The organism is Stappia sp., from assembly GCF_965276915.1.
GTDB lineage: Bacteria > Pseudomonadota > Alphaproteobacteria > Rhizobiales > Stappiaceae > Stappia.
Window position 1 is genome coordinate 434921 of sequence record NZ_OZ255709.1, and the last position, 15637, is coordinate 450557.

Below are 15637 nucleotides of genomic sequence, written 5' to 3' on the forward strand. Positions count from 1 at the left end.
CCTTGAGGCCGCCGCAACGGGCACGACGGCGCGAGGAGTGTTCCATGGGCGAAAAAACCACCCCCACCCCCACGAAGATCACCCCGGAAGCCGAAACGGCACCGGCTGCAGGCACGATCCGGCGCGACAAGCCGTGGATCTTCCGCACCTATGCCGGCCACTCGAGCGCGCGCGATTCAAACCGCCTCTACCGGAACAATCTCGCCAAGGGCCAGACCGGCCTTTCGGTCGCCTTCGACCTGCCGACCCAGACCGGCTACGACCCGGACCACGCGCTGGCGCGTGGCGAGGTCGGCAAGGTTGGCGTGCCGATCGCCCATCTCGGCGACATGCGGGCGCTGTTTGCCGAGATCCCGCTGGAGAAGATGAACACCTCGATGACGATCAACGCCACCGCCCCCTGGCTGCTGGCGCTCTATGTGGCCGCCGCCGACGAGCAGGGCGCCGACCGGACGCTGCTTTCCGGCACGACGCAGAACGACATCGTCAAGGAATACCTGTCGCGCGGCACCTATGTGTTCCCGCCCGCGCCCTCGCTGCGCCTCACCCGCGACGTCATCGCCTGGACCTACGGCGCCATGCCGAAATGGAACCCGATGAACGTCTGCTCCTACCACCTGCAGGAGGCCGGCGCGACGCCGGTGCAGGAACTGTCCTTCGCGCTCGCCACCGCCATCGCCATCCTCGACGAGGTCAAGGCTTCCGGCGCCATTCCCGCCGACGACTTCCCCCAGGCGGTCGGCCGCATCTCCTTCTTCGTCAATGCCGGCATGCGCTTCATCACCGAGATCTGCAAGATGCGCGCCTTCGCCGAGCTGTGGGACGAGATCTGCCTTTCCCGCTACGGGGTCGAAGACGAGCGCTACCGCCGCTTCCGCTACGGCGTGCAGGTCAACTCGCTCGGGCTGACCGAGCAGCAGCCGGAAAACAACGTCTACCGCATCCTCATCGAGGCGCTGGCCGTGGTGCTGTCGAAGAACGCCCGCGCAAGGGCGGTGCAGCTTCCCGCCTGGAACGAGGCGCTCGGCCTGCCGCGCCCCTTCGACCAGCAATGGTCGCTGCGCGTCCAGCAGATCCTCGCCTATGAGACCGACCTGCTCGAATTCGGCGACATTTTCGACGGCTCCTCGGTGATCGGCGAGAAGGTCGAGGCGCTCAAGGACGAGGCCCGCGCCGAGCTTGCCCGCATCGAGGAGATGGGCGGGGCGATCGCGGCGGTGGAATCGAGCTACATGAAACAGGCGCTGGTCGCCTCGAACGCCGCCCGCCTTGCCGCCATCGAGGCGGGCGAGCAGGTGGTGGTCGGCGTCAACCGCTTCACCGAGAGCGAGCCCTCGCCGCTCGCCGGCGGCGAGGATGGCGGCATCCTCACCGTGCCCGAACATGTCGAGGCGGAGGCGGTCGCGGCGCTCAAGGCCTGGCGCGAGGCGCGCGACGAGGGCGCCGTGACGGAGGCCATCGCCGCGCTGAAGCGGGCGGCGAGCGAGGGCACCAACATCATGGAGCCCTCGATTGCGGCGGCCAGGGCCGGCGTCACCACCGGCGAGTGGGGCGCGGCGCTGCGCGAGGTGTTCGGCGAATACCGGGCGCCGACCGGCGTCGGCAAGGCGGCGCTCGCCGATGCGCAGGACCTTGCCCCGGTGCGCGCGGCGGTGGAAAGCGTGTCGGCGAAACTCGGCCGGCGGCTGAAATTCCTTGTCGGCAAGCCAGGCCTCGACGGCCATTCCAACGGCGCCGAGCAGATCGCCGTGCGCGCCCGCGACTGCGGCATGGAAGTGGTCTACGAGGGCATCCGCCTGACCCCGGCACAGATCGTCAACGCCGCGCTGGAGGAGGACGTCCACGTCATCGGCCTGTCGATCCTGTCCGGCTCGCACCTTGCCCTGGTGCGCGACGTGATGGACCGGCTGCGCGCGTCCGGCATCGACGACATCCCGCTGGTCGTCGGCGGCATCATCCCGGAAGAAGACGCCGCCAGTTTGCGGGCGATGGGGGTAGCCGCCGTCTACACGCCGAAGAACTTCCAGCTCACCGACATCATGACGGAAGTGGTGGAGATCGTCGGCGCGCGGGCGGCAGCGGCCGCGTGAGGATGAAACAGCAAATAAGGCGATCAATCTCAAGATTGACCGCCTTATTTTCTAGTAATTACTTATAGATCGCACTGCATTGTACAATAAGCGTCCGATTACGAGGACAACATGCACTATCCTCAAGTAATCCCAAAACCTGTATCTGTTTTTCATTCTGCCTTCCTCCGGATGCTGCTTGATAGAAAGCAGCATCCGGAGCGTGTCTCTCAGCGCTGCTTTTTACTAACCCATATGGGTAAAATAAAAAAGCAGCACGTCGACGATCCATCATAATAACCTCCTAGGTTATATATGCACATCGACATACGCGCAATTTACGATCTAAGGTGGATCCATCTCATTAGTCTCCCATCACAAATAACACCTAGCCGTATTATCCGGCGGAAACGCAAACGCATGCAGACGCCTAGCCTGCAACTTATGACGTGGGATCGTCTACGAATCATTTCAAGAGTTGCATGGAAATATCCATGATAGTCCAGCGATCAAGTCCGCCCAGACCTACTTCGTCAGATCGCCCCTGAGCCACTGGCGCCACTGCGAGCGGGTGCCGAAGAAGACGTTGCGGTCGATATTGCCCTCGACCCCGTCGACGCGGCCCGTCGCCGTGTACTGCCAGAACACCCAGTTCTTGCGCTTCTCGTATTTCCGGTCCGGGTGGCTTGCCACCGAGCGCAGCCAGAAATCGTAGCGGTGCTTGGCATCGACCAGCCGGTCGCGGTGGAAATCGACGGAGGAATAGATCACCGGCCGCTTGCCGTAATGCGCCTCGACCGCTTCCAGGAACTTGCGCATGTCGGCGATCACCTGGTTGCGCGGCGGCCGCTCGCGGCAGGTCCTGGAGTGGGCGTTCCACTCCATGTCGAGCACCGGCGGCAGCGCCTGCGGGTCGACCGGCACGTTCTGGATGAACCAGGAGATCTGCTCTTCCACCGGCCGGCAGAAATAATAGAAGTGATAGGCGCCGCGCGGCACGCCGGCAGCCTTGGCCAAGAGCCAGTTGTCCATGAATTTCGGGTCGACATAGTCGCCGCCCTCGGTCGCCTTGATCCAGGCGAATTCCGTGCCCGCCCGCTTCACCCGGTTCCAGTCGATGTCCCCCTGGTAGCGGGAAATATCGATGCCATGGATGGCGAAATCCTCCGGCGTCGGATCCGGAAAATCGAAAGCCGCGCAGGCGGCGACGAACATCATGCAGATAGCGGACAACACGCGCGCAAACATCGCTCTCTCTTCGGTCCAAAGCCCCCTTCCAACCGGGGTCGGACCTTATGGCCAAAGAATTAAGGAATCGCTTACCAATCGAGGGCAGCGGAAATGGGATGAGGCCGCGTCTTTCGACGCGGCCTCACGAAATCGTGATCGGAACAGGCTAAACGCCTCAGCCGAGCGCCGGGATGCGCAGCACCTGGCCCGGATAGATCTTGTCCGGGTCCGACAGCATCGGCTTGTTGGCCTCGAAGATCGCCATGTACTTGGAGCCGTCGCCATAGGCCTTCTTGGAGACCGCCCAAAGCGTGTCGCCCTTTGCCACCGTGTGGAAGCCGGCTTCGGGAGCTGCCTCGGAGACCGCGATCTCCTCCTCGACCTTGGCGATGCCGAGCACGTTGCCGGCGGCCAGGATGAGTTTCTCGCGCGCTTCCTGCGTCGGCGCGGCGCCGGCGATCTTCACCGTGTCGCCGGAGACCTGGACCTTGACGTCGCCGTCGAGGCCGAGTGCCGCCACTTCCTTCTCGATCGCGGCGGCGGCATCCGCCTCCGGCTCGTCACTGCCCCAAAGCGACTTGCCCGCATCCTTCACGAAATCAAAAAAGCCCATCTGACGATTCCCCTTCTGTCCTGCCATGGCGCGGGGGACCCCGCGCCTTCAACCGTCAAGCGCGGAATCTCCCGCGCCGTTCGACAACCAGTGTCGACCGCAGTCAATACAGCCCGCAAGCGCCAAATCATGTGACGGGGAACACAGATATCCGCCGCAACGCTCGCAAGACGGGCGCACGGGCCACGCATGGGCCGCCGCCGGCCTTGCAAGCGGGCCGCGCAACTGGCAATCAGACGGCAACCGTTTCCTTCTCGCGCCTCTTTCCGGGACCTGCCCATGACCGACCGCCTGACGATCGCCACCTGGAACATCAACTCGGTGCGCCTGCGCCTGCCGATCGTCGAGAAGCTGATCCTCGACCACGCGCCGGACGTCATCTGCCTGCAGGAAACCAAGTGCGCCGACGGCAATTTCCCGCTCGCCGCCTTCCGCAAGCTCGGCTACGAGCACATCGCGATCAAGGGCCAGAAGGGCTATCACGGGGTCGCGACGATCTCCCGCCGCCCCTTCCTCGACGAGGAGCGGATCGACTATTGCGCCAAGGGCGACAGCCGCCACCTTTCGACCGGCATCGCCTTCGGCGGCGGCCGCTTCACGCTGCAGAATTTCTATGTACCGGCCGGCGGCGACGAGCCGGACCCGGAGATCAACGACAAGTTCGCTCACAAGCTCGCCTTTCTCGACGAGATGGGCGAGCGGTTCTCGGCGCTTTCCGGCGACAGCATCATTGTCGGCGACCTCAATGTCGCGCCCTACGAGCACGACGTGTGGTCGCACAAGCAGCTCCTGAAGATCGTCAGCCACACGCCGATCGAATGCGAGAAGCTGGAAGCGGTGCGCGGCGCCGCCGGCCTGACAGACGTGATGCGCCAGTTCGTGCCGGCGGAGGAAAAGCTCTACACCTGGTGGAGTTACCGGGCCAAGGACTGGTCGGCCGCCGACAAGGGCCGCCGTCTCGACCATGTGTGGACGAGCCCGGCGCTCGCCGGCCAGACCGTCTCGATGCAGGTGCTGCGCGATGCCCGCGGCTGGACGCAGCCGTCCGACCACGCGCCGGTGATGATCCGCCTGGAAGCCTGAGCCCGGGAAACCGGAAGCGAGGAACGGGCCGTCATTCGCCCTTACGGGCGGATGATGACCTTGCCCTTCGCCCTGCGGTCGGAGAGTTCGCGCAAGGCCCGCGCCGTCTCGGCGATCGGGTAGAGCGCGTGTACATGCGGCACGATGCGCCCCTCCGCCACCCAGGCAAGCAGCTGCGCCATGTTGTCCCGGTGGTTTTCCGGCTCGCGGATGATGGCATCGCCCCAGAACACGCCGAGCACGTCGCACCCCTTCAGCATGACGAGGTTGAGCGGCAGTCTCGGAATCTCGCCGGCGGCAAAACCGACGACGAGGTAACGCCCGCGCCAGCCGGTGGCGCGCAGGGCCGCCTCCGCGTAGGCCCCGCCGACCGGATCGTAGACCACGTCGACGCCGCAGCCGTCGGTGAGCGCCTTCAACCGGGTCTTGAGGTCCTCTTCGGTGTAGTTGACCAGTTCGTCGGCGCCGTGGGCGCGGGCCAGTTCCAGCTTCTCGGCGCTGGAGGCACAGGCGATGACCCGCGCACCCATGGCCCTGGCGACCTCGACGGCCGCAAGCCCGACGCCGCCCGAGGCGCCGAGCACGGCAACGCTCTCGCCGCCTTCAAGTCGCGCCCGGTCGCGAAACGCATGCAGCGCCGTTCCGTAGGTAACGGTCAGCCCGGCCGCCACATCCTCCGACACCCCGTCCGGCAGGAGCACGAGATCGTCCTCGGTGGCGATCACCGCCTCGCGCACCGCGCCCCAGCGGACATAGCCCATCACCCGGTCGCCCGGCTCGAACAGCTCCACCCCCTCGCCGACGGACATCACCTGGCCGGCGAACTCCGCCCCCGGAGAGAACGGCAGCTCGGGGCGGAACTGGTACTTGCCCTCAATGATCAGCGTGTCGAAGAAATTGAGCGCCGCCGCCGCGACCCGGACAAGCACCTCGCCCGGTCCGGGCCCTGGCATCTCGATATCGCGCAGGACAAGGCTCTCGGGCCCACCGAGACGTTCGCACAAGACGGCTTTCACGTATTCGTTCCCCCACTTTTCCCCGTCTTCCGGTTAGCACGGCCGGGACCTGCGTGAAAGACGAACAGGGGTTGCAATCTTGTCAGGTGCAGCGGGGGCCGCTATGTCCGGACACCCGGACGGACCGGGACCGATCACAAGGACACCCATATGCGCGGTTACTTCGCCGTTGGCGCGGAAGGCATTTCCAAGCCGATGAACCTCGGCAACCTGATGCGTTCCGCCCACGCCTTCGGCGCCAGCTTCTTCTTCACCGTCGACGCCGACAGCCGCATCCGCAAGGCGCCGCCCTCCGACACCTCCAAGAGCACCGGCCACCTGCCGCTGTTTCACTGGGGCGCCATCCCGGAAATGGACCTGCCGCAGGGCTGCCAGCTGGTCGGCGTCGAGCTGACCGACGATGCCGTCGACCTGTCGAGCTTCATGCATCCGCTGCAGGCGGCCTATGTGCTCGGCCCCGAGCGCGGCTCGCTCTCGGCGGAGATGCAGGCGGCCTGCGCCCATATCATCAAGATCCCGACCAAGTTCTGCCTGAACATCGCGGTCGCCGGCGCCATCGTGCTCTACGACCGGCACCGGGTGCACGGCCAGTATGCCGAGCGCCCGCTCACCGCCGGCGGCCCGAAAACGCCGCGCCCGGCGCACAAGCATGGCGGCCCGATCATGCGCACGGGACGCAAGGTTCCCGGAAACGAGAACTGAAACGGCGGCTGAGGGGGACCGTCCGGTCAGCGGCGCTGCTGGCGGGAACGCGCGACGCGCCCCAGCGTCAGCAGCACGTCGCCGACAAGGGCGGTGGCCAGCGCCGGCGACTTGCGCGCCGAGGCGACCGCGCCGCCGAGCCGCTCCCCGGCCCTGGCGAGATCCTCGCCCGACCACAGCGACACCTGGCGGATGACCGCGTCGCGGCGCTTGTAGAAGACCGGCGGTCGGGCCTGCTCGATCACCCGCGCCGCCGACAGGCCGCGATCGGCCTCCGCCCTTGCCCGGGCAAGGAACTGGAAGTGGCGCAGGGCGGCGGAAGCGATCATGTCGGCGCGCTGGCCGCCGGCCTCGAGCCGCTCCAGCCCGTGATCGAGCGTTGCCAGGTCGCCGAGCGCGGCGGCATCGATCAGTTCGTCGACGGCAAAGGCGGAGGCATCGCCGATCACCGCCTCGACATCGGCCGCCTCGATCCGCTCCCGCCCGAGCGCGTAAAGGCAGAGCTTGCGCACCTCGCCGCGGCTCGCCAGCCGGTCGGCGCCGAGCAGCCCCATCAGCACCTGCCGGGCCTCGCGCGTGATGCTCAGCTCCGCCTCGCGCAGCTCCGCGTCGATGACCCGCTCCAGGTCGCGCGCCTCGTCCGCATAGCAGGCGATGGCAACCGCCGAGCGGTCGTTCTCGAACTTCTTGCGCAGGCCGACGCCCTTCTTCAGGTCGCCCGCCTCGATCACCACCAGCGCGTTTTCGGCCCGGACCTCGCCGAACAGGGGATCGACGGCCGGCGAAAGGTTCTTGCCCGCCCCGTCGCGCAGCCAGACAACGCGGCGGCCGCCGAACAGCGGCACCGTCGAGGCCTCGTCGATCAGCCGGGCCGGATCTGAAACCACATCGGCGGCATCGAGGCGCACAAGCGAGAAGGGATCGTCGACGCCGCCCGACGCCTTGTCGACCAGCATGCGGGCCCGCTCCGACACAAGGCCGGTATCCGGTCCGAAAACCAGCACCAAGGCCACGCCGGCCGGCGGTTCGGCGATGAAACGGTCGACCTCGCCGGCCTTCAGCGCGACCATGGCTCAGCCTTGCGAGGCGAAGAAGCCGGCCAGGCGCGTCTGGATGTTGCCGGCCACGACCTTCGCCGCCCGATCCTCGGCATCGCGCTCGGCGCGCAGGTTGGCGAAGCGCTGGCTGGAGAAGTCGAAGGAGGCCGAACCGAAGGCGCGACCGGTGGTCACCGTCCGTCCGGTGCCGATCTCGCTGAGCACATAGCTCGCATTGACCGTCACCGAATAGGCGGAGGGGACATCCGCGAGCCGTTCGACGCCGACCTCGTTCAAGGGCCGGTCGATGATGATCTTCAGCCGGTAGCGCGGCGGCGCCGCCTCGCGGCCCCGCCGGAATCCGAAGATCAGTTCGTTGCGCAGCACCTGGCCGACACGCTCGAGAGTCTCCGTCGAGGAGGCCTCGACCGTGTCGATGTCGATCGCCGCGAATTGCTCCGCGACGGGAGACGTGCCGGCCGGCCCGCCGAGCGAGCCGTAGAGCGGGCGGACCTGGCAGGCGCCGGCGGCAAGCGCCGCGCCGAGCGCGAGAACGAGAAGCGCGCGCCGCGTGGCGGGCTGCGATGTCGGATGATCAGGCGACGACATTCACGATCCTTTGCGGCACAACGATGATCTTGCGGGCAGGCTTGCCGTCCAGCGCGCGCAGCACGGCCTCGAGCTGGAGCGTAGCCGCTTCCACCTCTTCTTTGGAAGCCTCGCGTGCGATCGTCAGGTCGGCCCGCTTCTTGCCGTTGACCTGCACCGGCAGGGTCACGGTCGCCTCGACCAGAAGGTCTTCCTCGACCTCCGGCCAGGGCGCGGTGGCAAGCAGGCCCTCGCGGCCAAGCACCGTCCAGCATTCCTCGGCCAGATGCGGTGCCATCGGCGCCATCATCTGCACCAGGTAGCCGATGCCCTCGCGCAGGGCGAAGCGCATGTCCTCGCCCTCGGCGCCGGCCTGCAAATCGGCCTGCTGCGCCTTGGAGAGCGTGTTGACCAGCTCGTAGATGCGGGCCACCGCGCGGTTGAAGGAAAGCCCCTCGATGTCGGCGGAGACGGTCGCGCAGGCCTTGTGCGTTGCCCGGCGCAGCGCCGTCGCCTGATCGCCGAACGCGTTCGGCCGGGCCGTCTCCGGCACGCCGTCGGCGATGTCCCCGACAAGCCGCCAGACGCGCTGCATGAAGCGCCAGGCGCCCTGCACGCCGTCCTCGGTCCACTGCACGTCGCGCTCCGGCGGGCTGTCGGAGAGCATGAACCAGCGCGCCGTGTCGGCGCCGTAGGTCTCGATGATATCGGTCGGGTCGACCGTGTTCTTCTTCGACTTCGACATCTTCTCGATCGAGCCGATCGCGACCTCCGCGCCGCCCTCCAGCAGGAAGGCCTTGCGCGTCTCGCCGTCGCCCTCGATGCGCACTTCCGCCGGCGACGCCCAGCCGCCGCCCGGCGCCTTGTAGGTCTCGTGCGTCACCATGCCTTGCGTGAACAGGCCCCGGAACGGCTCCTTGACGCCCAGATGGCCGGTGACGTTCATCGCCCTTGCGAAGAAGCGCGAATAGAGCAGGTGCAGGATCGCGTGCTCGATGCCGCCGATATACTGGTCGACCGGCAGCCAGGCATCGGCCACGGCCTTGTCGGTCGGCGTCGCTGCCTTCGGGTCGGTGAAGCGGGCGAAATACCAGGACGAATCGACGAACGTGTCCATCGTGTCGGTCTCGCGCCGCGCCGGTTTCCCGCAAGCCGGGCAGGCGACGTTGCGCCAGGTCGGATGACGGTCGAGCGGATTGCCCGGCTTGTCGAAATCGATGTCGTCGGGCAACTGCACGGGCAGGTCGGCAACCGGCACCGGCACCACGCCGCAATCCTCGCAATGAATGACCGGGATCGGGCAGCCCCAGTAGCGCTGGCGCGAGATGCCCCAGTCGCGCAGGCGGTAGTTGACCTGCCGCTCGGCCTGCGGACGGCCGTCGAGCATCGCCGCCTCGAGCCGCGCCGCGACCGCTTCCTTGGCGTCCGCGATCGGCAATCCGTTCATGAAGTCAGAATTGTAGATCGTGCCGTCGTCCGTGTAGGCCTCGTCGCGGATCTCGAACGTCTCCGGATCGGCACCCGCCGGCAGCACCACCGGGCGCACCGGCAGATGGTACTTGCGGGCGAAGTCGAGATCGCGCTGGTCATGGGCCGGACAGGCGAAGATCGCGCCCGTGCCGTAGTCCATCAGGATGAAGTTCGCGACGTAGACCGGCAGCGTGATCGAGGGATCGAGCGGATGCGTCACGGTCAGGCCGGTGTCGACGCCGACCTTTTCGGCCGTCTCGATGGCTTCCGCCGAGGTGCCCTTGCGCCGGCACTCCTCGATGAAGGCGGCAAGCTTCGGATTGCTCTCGGCCAGCTTCAGCGAGATCGGGTGATCCGGCGACAAGCCCATGAAGGAGGCGCCGAACAGCGTGTCGGGCCGCGTCGTGAAGATCTCCAGCGCCGTGTCGCCGGTCGGTGCCGGGGTGGAGAAGGCAAAGCGCACGCGCAGGCCCTCGGACCGGCCGATCCAGTTCTTCTGCATCAGCCGGACCTTGTCCGGCCAGCGGTCGAGCGTGTCGATGGCGGTGAGCAGCTCCTCCGACCAGTCGGAGATCTTGAAGAACCACTGGGTCAGCTCGCGCTGCTCGACCGGCGCGCCGGAGCGCCAGCCGCGACCGTCGATGACCTGCTCGTTGGCGAGCACGGTCATGTCGACCGGATCCCAGTTGACCTTGGAGTTCTTGCGGTAGGCGAGGCCCGCCTGCAGGAAGTCGAGGAACAGGTGCTGCTGCTGGGTGTAATACTCGACGTCGCAGGTCGCGAACTCGCGCGCCCAGTCGAGCGACAGGCCCATGATCTTCAGCTGGCCGCGCATCGTCGCGATGTTCTGGTAGGTCCAGTCGCGCGGATGCACCTTGTTCTGCATGGCCGCGTTTTCCGCCGGCATGCCGAAGGCGTCCCAGCCCATCGGGTGCAGCACGTTGAAGCCACGGGCACGCTTGTAGCGCGCGACGACGTCGCCCATCGCGTAGTTGCGCACGTGGCCCATGTGGATGCGGCCCGAAGGATAGGGAAACATCTCGAGCACATAGTATTTCGGACGCGGGTCCTCGTTGCGTGTCGCAAAGACGTCCGTCTCGTCCCAGACCTTCTGCCAGCGGCTTTCCGCCTCGCGGGCGTTGTAGCGCTCCGTCGCCATGATTGTGATTGCTTTTCTCGTGACCATTGCAGGAATAACGTGGCGCGACTGTCACCAGAAATCCGCCTTGCGGTCAACCTGCAAGGCATCCCGCCCGCCCCATTGCCACCGACCGGGGGACCTCATGGCCCCCTTGCCCCCGCGCCCGGGAAAAGGCTATCGGGAAGGACCGCAGCAGAAGCCCCCGAGGAACCCCATGTCCGCGACCGACAACGCCCCCTCCCCGGCGGCGGCGAACCAAAGCGATGCCGCCGCGCGCCTTGCCGATATCCGCGAGACGATGGCCCGGACCGGGAAGGCCGCCGGCCGGCCTGTCGGCGCGACCACCCTTGTCGCTGTCTCCAAGACCTTCGACGCCGGCGAGATCCGCCCCGTGCTCGATGCCGGCCAGCGTGTCTTCGGCGAGAACCGCGTGCAGGAGGCGCAGGGCAAGTGGCCGGAGCTGCGCGCCGCGTTCCCCGATGTCGAACTGCACCTGATCGGGCCGCTGCAATCCAACAAGGCGAAGGACGCGGTGGCGCTGTTCGACGTTATCCACACGCTCGACCGGGAGAAGATCGCCCGGGCGCTGGCGAGCGAATGCCAGGCCCAGGATCGCGCGCTGCGCTTCTTCGTCCAGGTGAACACCGGCGAGGAGCCGCAAAAGGCCGGCATCGCGCCGGGCGAGGCCGACGATTTCATCGCCTTCTGCCGGGGCGAGCTCGGCCTCGACGTTGCCGGCCTGATGTGCATTCCCCCGGCCGAGGACACGCCCGCCCCGCATTTCGCGCTGCTGGCGAAGATTGCCGCGCGCAACGGTCTTGCCGGTCTGTCGATGGGCATGTCCGCGGATTTCGAAAGCGCCATCCGCCTCGGCGCCACCCATGTGCGCGTCGGCTCGGCGATCTTCGGCTCCCGACCGCGTCCCTGAACCTGCTCCTGATCCTAGCGCTCGCTCCAGAAGTCCGGGGTCAGCAGGATGATCCCCGCCAGGATCTCCAGCCGGCCAAGCACCATCTGCACGGAAAGCAGCGCCTTCACCAGCTCGGGCAGCGACTGGAACGTGCCGGACGGGCCGATGATGTCGCCGACGCCGGGGCCGACATTGGCAAGCGCGGTGATCGAGGCACTCAGCGCCGTCTCGATGTCGAGACCGGCGAGCGCATAGACGAGCGCGAAGACGACGAAGGTCATCGTGTAGAGCAGGGCGAAGATCAGCACGCCCTCGATCACCGAGGCGCTCACCGCCGTACCGCCATAGCGTGCCTCCGCCACCCGGTGCGGCCGCACCATGCCCTTCAAGAGCACGCGGATATAGGAGATCAGCAGCAGCATCCGGAAGGCCTTGAAGCCGCCGGAGGTCGAGCCGCTGCAACCGCCCAGGAACGTCAGCAGGAAGAACAGGACGATCGCCAGGTTGCCCCATTGCAGGTAGTCATCGGCCGCATAGCCGGTCGTCGTCACCACCGAGACGACGTGGAACACCGAAAGGGTGAGGTGGCGGAAGGGCATGCCCGTGTCGTGCAGGTGCAGCGCGACAAAGGCGCACAGGCTGAAGGCGATGACGAGGCGCAGGAAGAAGAAGACCTGCTGGGCATCGCGCCAGACCCGGCGTTCGACCAGGGTGATGAGAAACAGGAAGGGCAGGCTCGACAGCAGCATGAAGACGATGGCGATCCAGTAGATCGCAAGATCGTCGAACTGCCCGAGCGAACCGTCGGAGGTCGAGAAACCGCCGGTCGAGACCGTGGTGAGGGAGTGGTTCACCGCCTGGAAGAAGGTCATCCCGGCAAGATAGTAGAGCAACGTGCTGGCACAGGTCAGCACCCCGTAAAGCAGCAGCAGCCGCACCATGAAGGGTTCGAAGCGGCCATAGGGCTTGGACGAGGTCTCCGAGGATTCGATCGAGAAGAGCTGCGAGCCGCCGGTCCTCAGGCCCGGCAGCAGCCAGATGCCGAGGACGACGATGCCGATGCCGCCGATCCATTGCAGCAGCGAGCGCCACAGCAGGATGCCGGGCGGCATCGCGTCGAGCCCGGTCAGCACCGTCGCACCGGTCGTCGTCAGGCCCGAGATCGCCTCGAACACGGCATCGACGAAGGAGATCTTCAACCCGCTCAGCCATAGCGGCAACGCGCCGGCCAGCCCGAAGACGATCCAGGCGGCATTGACGAAGACAAGCGTCTCGCGCGTGTTGAACCGGTTGGCGGAGCGCAGGAAAGCGGCGGTCGCGACACAGCCGATGCATCCCGTGACAAGGGCCGAGGCGAGAAAGACGATCCAGTCCGGATTGCCGGCCATCAGGTCGGCGGCGGCGGGAATGGTCATGAACAGCGAGATCAGGATCAGCAGGCGGCCGATCGGCAGCGCAACGGCTCGAAGGTCCATGTCACGGCGTCCTGGTACCGGCGTGTTGGAATGTCCCTTGTCGGGAAGGGGGCGGAGGACGCCCGCGCCGCCACGGGCCTTCGCAAGGGCGCGGCCGGCTTGCCGGAGGCCGCATCTTCTCCCTTTTGCCGTCGATTTCAAGAGCCGGATATGCCGGACAGGGTTTCCCGCCGCGCGCATCCGGCGAAAGCCGGCGGGCGATCCTTGACTTTGTGCACCGTTTTCGACTATGCCGCTGGCAACTCCGAAAGAGTTACGAGACGACCATCCGCCGACCGGGACCCGTAAAGGTGTAAAGAGATCCCGGAGGTTCACACCCGACAGCGCGTTGCGCCCTCGGGTGCAAAACCGCTTTGCGCGATCGTGTTTCGGCACCATTTCAGGGGAAACGGCATCGCCATGGCGGCGGTGTCCAGGGATCAAGGGACCACGGCATGTTCGAAAGTCTGTCAGATCGCCTCAGCGGCATTCTCGACAAGCTGACGCGGCGCGGCGCGCTGTCGGAGGCTGACGTCTCCGAAGCGCTGCGCGAGGTGCGCCGGGCCCTGATCGAGGCCGACGTGGCGCTTCCCGTCGTCAAGTCCTTCACCGACAAGGTGCGCAACCGCGCCGTCGGCCAGGAAGTGCTGAAGTCGGTCACCCCCGGCCAGCAGGTCGTCAAGATCGTTCACGACCAGCTCGTCGAGATGCTCGGCAGCGAAGCGGAACCGATCGACCTCAACGCCCCCGCCCCGGTCGCCATCATGATGGTCGGCCTGCAGGGCTCGGGCAAGACGACATCGACCGGCAAGATCGCCCTGCGCCTGACGAAGAACGACAAGCGCAAGGTCCTGATGGCCTCGCTCGACACCCGTCGCCCGGCCGCCCAGGAACAGCTCAAGGTGCTCGGCGAGCAGACCGGCATCGACACGCTGCCGATCGTCGCCGGCCAGACGCCGGTGCAGATCGCCGGCCGCGCGATGACCGCGGCACGGCTCGGCGGCTACGACGTGGTGATGCTCGACACCGCCGGCCGCACCCATATCGACGAGCCCCTGATGATCGAGATGGCCGAGATCAGGGCGGCGGCGACGCCGCACGAGATCCTGCTCGTCGCCGACAGTCTCACCGGCCAGGACGCGGTCAACCTCGCCACCTCCTTCGACGAGCGCGTCGGCATCACCGGCATCGTGCTGACCCGCATGGACGGCGACGGGCGCGGCGGCGCCGCCCTGTCGATGCGCGCGGTCACCGGCAAGCCGGTCAAGCTGGTGGGCACCGGCGAAAAGGCGGACGCGCTCGAGGAATTCCATCCCTCGCGCATCGCCGACCGCATTCTCGGCATGGGCGACATCGTCTCGCTGGTCGAGAAGGCCGCCCGCGAGATCGACCAGGAGAAGGCGGCCAGGATGGCCGCCCGCATGCAGAAGGGCAATTTCGACCTAGAGGATCTGGCCGAACAGCTCCGCCAGATGGAAAAGCTCGGCGGCATGTCCGGAATCATGGGCATGATGCCCGGCGTCGGCAAGCTCAAGAAGCAGCTCGACGGCGCCAATATCGACGACAGGGTGATCAAGCGCCAGGTCGCCATCATCCAGTCGATGACCCCCCAGGAACGGCGCAAGCCCGACCTGCTCAAGGCCAGCCGCAAGAAGCGCATCGCCGGCGGATCCGGCGTCGATGTCGCCGACGTCAACAAGCTGCTCAAGATGCACCGGCAGATGGCCGACATGATGAAGCAGATGGGCAAGGGCAAGGGCATGCTCGGCAAGATGATGGGCGGCCTCGGCATGCCCGGCGCCGGTGGCGGCATGCCGAACATCGACCCGAAGGAACTCGAGCGCATGGCCCAGTCGGGTCAGTTGCCCGGCAACCTCCCGGGGGGCCTTCCGGGCCAGATGCCGGGCCTGCCGGGCGGCCTGGGCGGACTGGGCGGCCCCCGCCTTCCGGGTCTCGGCGGCATGCCGGGCATGGGACGGGGGAAAAAGAAGTGACCGACAGCGCCGACCAGATCCTCGACCCGGCCTCGGCCGCGATGGACGAACTCGTCCGCCTGCGCGGCTCCATCGACAATATCGACGCGGCGCTGGTCCACATGCTCGCCGAACGGTTCAAGTGCACCCAGAAAGTCGGTGTGCTGAAGGCCCAACACGATCTTCCGCCCGCCGATCCGGCGCGCGAGGAACGGCAGATCGCGCGCCTGCGCGCACTTGCCAGGGACGCAAACCTTGATCCCGATTTCGCGGAAAAGTTCCTGAACTTCATCGTCAGGGAAGTGATCCGCCACCATGAAGCCATTCGCCGCTGAACGCGGCGCGCACTAC

General features: G+C 66.7%; 13 protein-coding genes. 6 read left to right on the plus strand and 7 right to left on the minus strand.

Translation table 11 applies throughout. The features are described 5' to 3' along the window. Window positions 1-44 precede the first annotated feature (44 nt). Entirely contained in the window at window positions 45-2090 is a 2046-nt protein-coding gene (locus ACQY46_RS01960) for a methylmalonyl-CoA mutase family protein (RefSeq protein WP_428698642.1), read from the plus strand. 504 nt (window positions 2091-2594) lie between these two features. Here the strand turns inward: ACQY46_RS01960 and ACQY46_RS01965 are convergent. Both ACQY46_RS01965 and lysM read right to left on the minus strand, forming a co-directional pair. Further along, window positions 2595-3317, minus strand: a complete 723-nt coding sequence (locus tag ACQY46_RS01965; protein WP_428698643.1) for a glycoside hydrolase family 25 protein — start codon at window positions 3315-3317, stop codon at window positions 2595-2597. A 157-nt stretch (window positions 3318-3474) separates the two neighbouring features. Then, window positions 3475-3912, minus strand: a complete 438-nt coding sequence (gene lysM / locus ACQY46_RS01970) for a peptidoglycan-binding protein LysM (protein WP_428698644.1) — start codon at window positions 3910-3912, stop codon at window positions 3475-3477. A 279-nt stretch (window positions 3913-4191) separates the two neighbouring features. Between lysM and ACQY46_RS01975 the strand changes: the two genes are divergently transcribed. Beyond that, on the plus strand, window positions 4192-4995 hold the full coding sequence (locus tag ACQY46_RS01975) for an exodeoxyribonuclease III (RefSeq protein WP_428698645.1): 804 nt from the start codon (window positions 4192-4194) through the stop codon (window positions 4993-4995). A gap of 41 nt (window positions 4996-5036) precedes the next feature. On the opposite strand, the gene ACQY46_RS01980 is transcribed toward ACQY46_RS01975, so the two are convergent. Then, window positions 5037-6011 carry an NADPH:quinone oxidoreductase family protein gene (locus ACQY46_RS01980; RefSeq protein ID WP_428698646.1) on the minus strand — a complete coding sequence of 325 codons (975 nt, stop codon included), beginning with the start codon at window positions 6009-6011 and terminating at the stop codon, window positions 5037-5039. A 150-nt stretch (window positions 6012-6161) separates the two neighbouring features. On the opposite strand from ACQY46_RS01980, the gene ACQY46_RS01985 reads away from it, so the two are divergent. Continuing rightward, window positions 6162-6713 carry an RNA methyltransferase gene (locus ACQY46_RS01985; protein ID WP_428698647.1) on the plus strand — a complete coding sequence of 184 codons (552 nt, stop codon included), beginning with the start codon at window positions 6162-6164 and terminating at the stop codon, window positions 6711-6713. A 26-nt stretch (window positions 6714-6739) separates the two neighbouring features. On the opposite strand, the gene holA is transcribed toward ACQY46_RS01985, so the two are convergent. From holA to leuS, 3 genes are read right to left on the minus strand one after another with little or no spacing between them, the layout of a single operon-like run. Continuing rightward, window positions 6740-7783 carry a DNA polymerase III subunit delta gene (holA, locus tag ACQY46_RS01990; protein WP_428698648.1) on the minus strand — a complete coding sequence of 348 codons (1044 nt, stop codon included), beginning with the start codon at window positions 7781-7783 and terminating at the stop codon, window positions 6740-6742. A gap of 3 nt (window positions 7784-7786) precedes the next feature. Continuing rightward, entirely contained in the window at window positions 7787-8359 is a 573-nt protein-coding gene (gene lptE / locus ACQY46_RS01995) for an LPS assembly lipoprotein LptE (protein WP_428698649.1), read from the minus strand. Further along, the gene (gene leuS / locus ACQY46_RS02000; RefSeq protein ID WP_428698650.1) at window positions 8346-10967 is read right to left on the minus strand and encodes a leucine--tRNA ligase; all 2622 of its coding nucleotides are present in this window, start codon (window positions 10965-10967) and stop codon (window positions 8346-8348) included. The genes lptE and leuS overlap by 14 nt, the downstream gene beginning before the upstream one ends. A gap of 196 nt (window positions 10968-11163) precedes the next feature. On the opposite strand from leuS, the gene ACQY46_RS02005 reads away from it, so the two are divergent. Further along, window positions 11164-11877 (plus strand): YggS family pyridoxal phosphate-dependent enzyme, encoded by a 714-nt coding sequence (locus tag ACQY46_RS02005; protein ID WP_428698651.1) that lies wholly within the window; start codon window positions 11164-11166, stop codon window positions 11875-11877. Window positions 11878-11891: 14 nt separating this feature from the next. Here the strand turns inward: ACQY46_RS02005 and ACQY46_RS02010 are convergent, their stop codons facing one another. Beyond that, window positions 11892-13334: a TrkH family potassium uptake protein gene (locus ACQY46_RS02010; RefSeq protein ID WP_428698652.1), complete on the minus strand. Its 1443-nt coding sequence runs from the start codon at window positions 13332-13334 to the stop codon at window positions 11892-11894. Between the two features lie 434 nt (window positions 13335-13768). On the opposite strand from ACQY46_RS02010, the gene ffh reads away from it, so the two are divergent. Together ffh and ACQY46_RS02020 are read left to right on the plus strand one after the other, a co-directional pair. Then, window positions 13769-15307, plus strand: a complete 1539-nt coding sequence (gene ffh / locus ACQY46_RS02015) for a signal recognition particle protein (RefSeq protein WP_428698653.1) — start codon at window positions 13769-13771, stop codon at window positions 15305-15307. Between the two features lie 41 nt (window positions 15308-15348). After that, entirely contained in the window at window positions 15349-15621 is a 273-nt protein-coding gene (locus tag ACQY46_RS02020) for a chorismate mutase (protein ID WP_428700387.1), read from the plus strand. Window positions 15622-15637 lie beyond the last annotated feature (16 nt).

Coding starts and splice junctions, on each gene's coding strand:
- ACQY46_RS01985 (WP_428698647.1), top strand. CDS start 6,162: ATGCGCGGTTACTTCGCCGTTGGCGCGGAAGGCATTTCCAAGCCGATG.
- lptE (WP_428698649.1), bottom strand. CDS start 8,359: ATGTCGTCGCCTGATCATCCGACATCGCAGCCCGCCACGCGGCGCGCG.
- lysM (WP_428698644.1), bottom strand. CDS start 3,912: ATGGGCTTTTTTGATTTCGTGAAGGATGCGGGCAAGTCGCTTTGGGGC.
- ACQY46_RS02005 (WP_428698651.1), top strand. CDS start 11,164: ATGTCCGCGACCGACAACGCCCCCTCCCCGGCGGCGGCGAACCAAAGC.
- ffh (WP_428698653.1), top strand. CDS start 13,769: ATGTTCGAAAGTCTGTCAGATCGCCTCAGCGGCATTCTCGACAAGCTG.
- ACQY46_RS01960 (WP_428698642.1), top strand. CDS start 45: ATGGGCGAAAAAACCACCCCCACCCCCACGAAGATCACCCCGGAAGCC.
- holA (WP_428698648.1), bottom strand. CDS start 7,783: ATGGTCGCGCTGAAGGCCGGCGAGGTCGACCGTTTCATCGCCGAACCG.
- ACQY46_RS02010 (WP_428698652.1), bottom strand. CDS start 13,334: ATGGACCTTCGAGCCGTTGCGCTGCCGATCGGCCGCCTGCTGATCCTG.
- ACQY46_RS02020 (WP_428700387.1), top strand. CDS start 15,349: ATGGACGAACTCGTCCGCCTGCGCGGCTCCATCGACAATATCGACGCG.
- ACQY46_RS01975 (WP_428698645.1), top strand. CDS start 4,192: ATGACCGACCGCCTGACGATCGCCACCTGGAACATCAACTCGGTGCGC.
- ACQY46_RS01965 (WP_428698643.1), bottom strand. CDS start 3,317: ATGTTTGCGCGCGTGTTGTCCGCTATCTGCATGATGTTCGTCGCCGCC.
- leuS (WP_428698650.1), bottom strand. CDS start 10,967: ATGGCGACGGAGCGCTACAACGCCCGCGAGGCGGAAAGCCGCTGGCAG.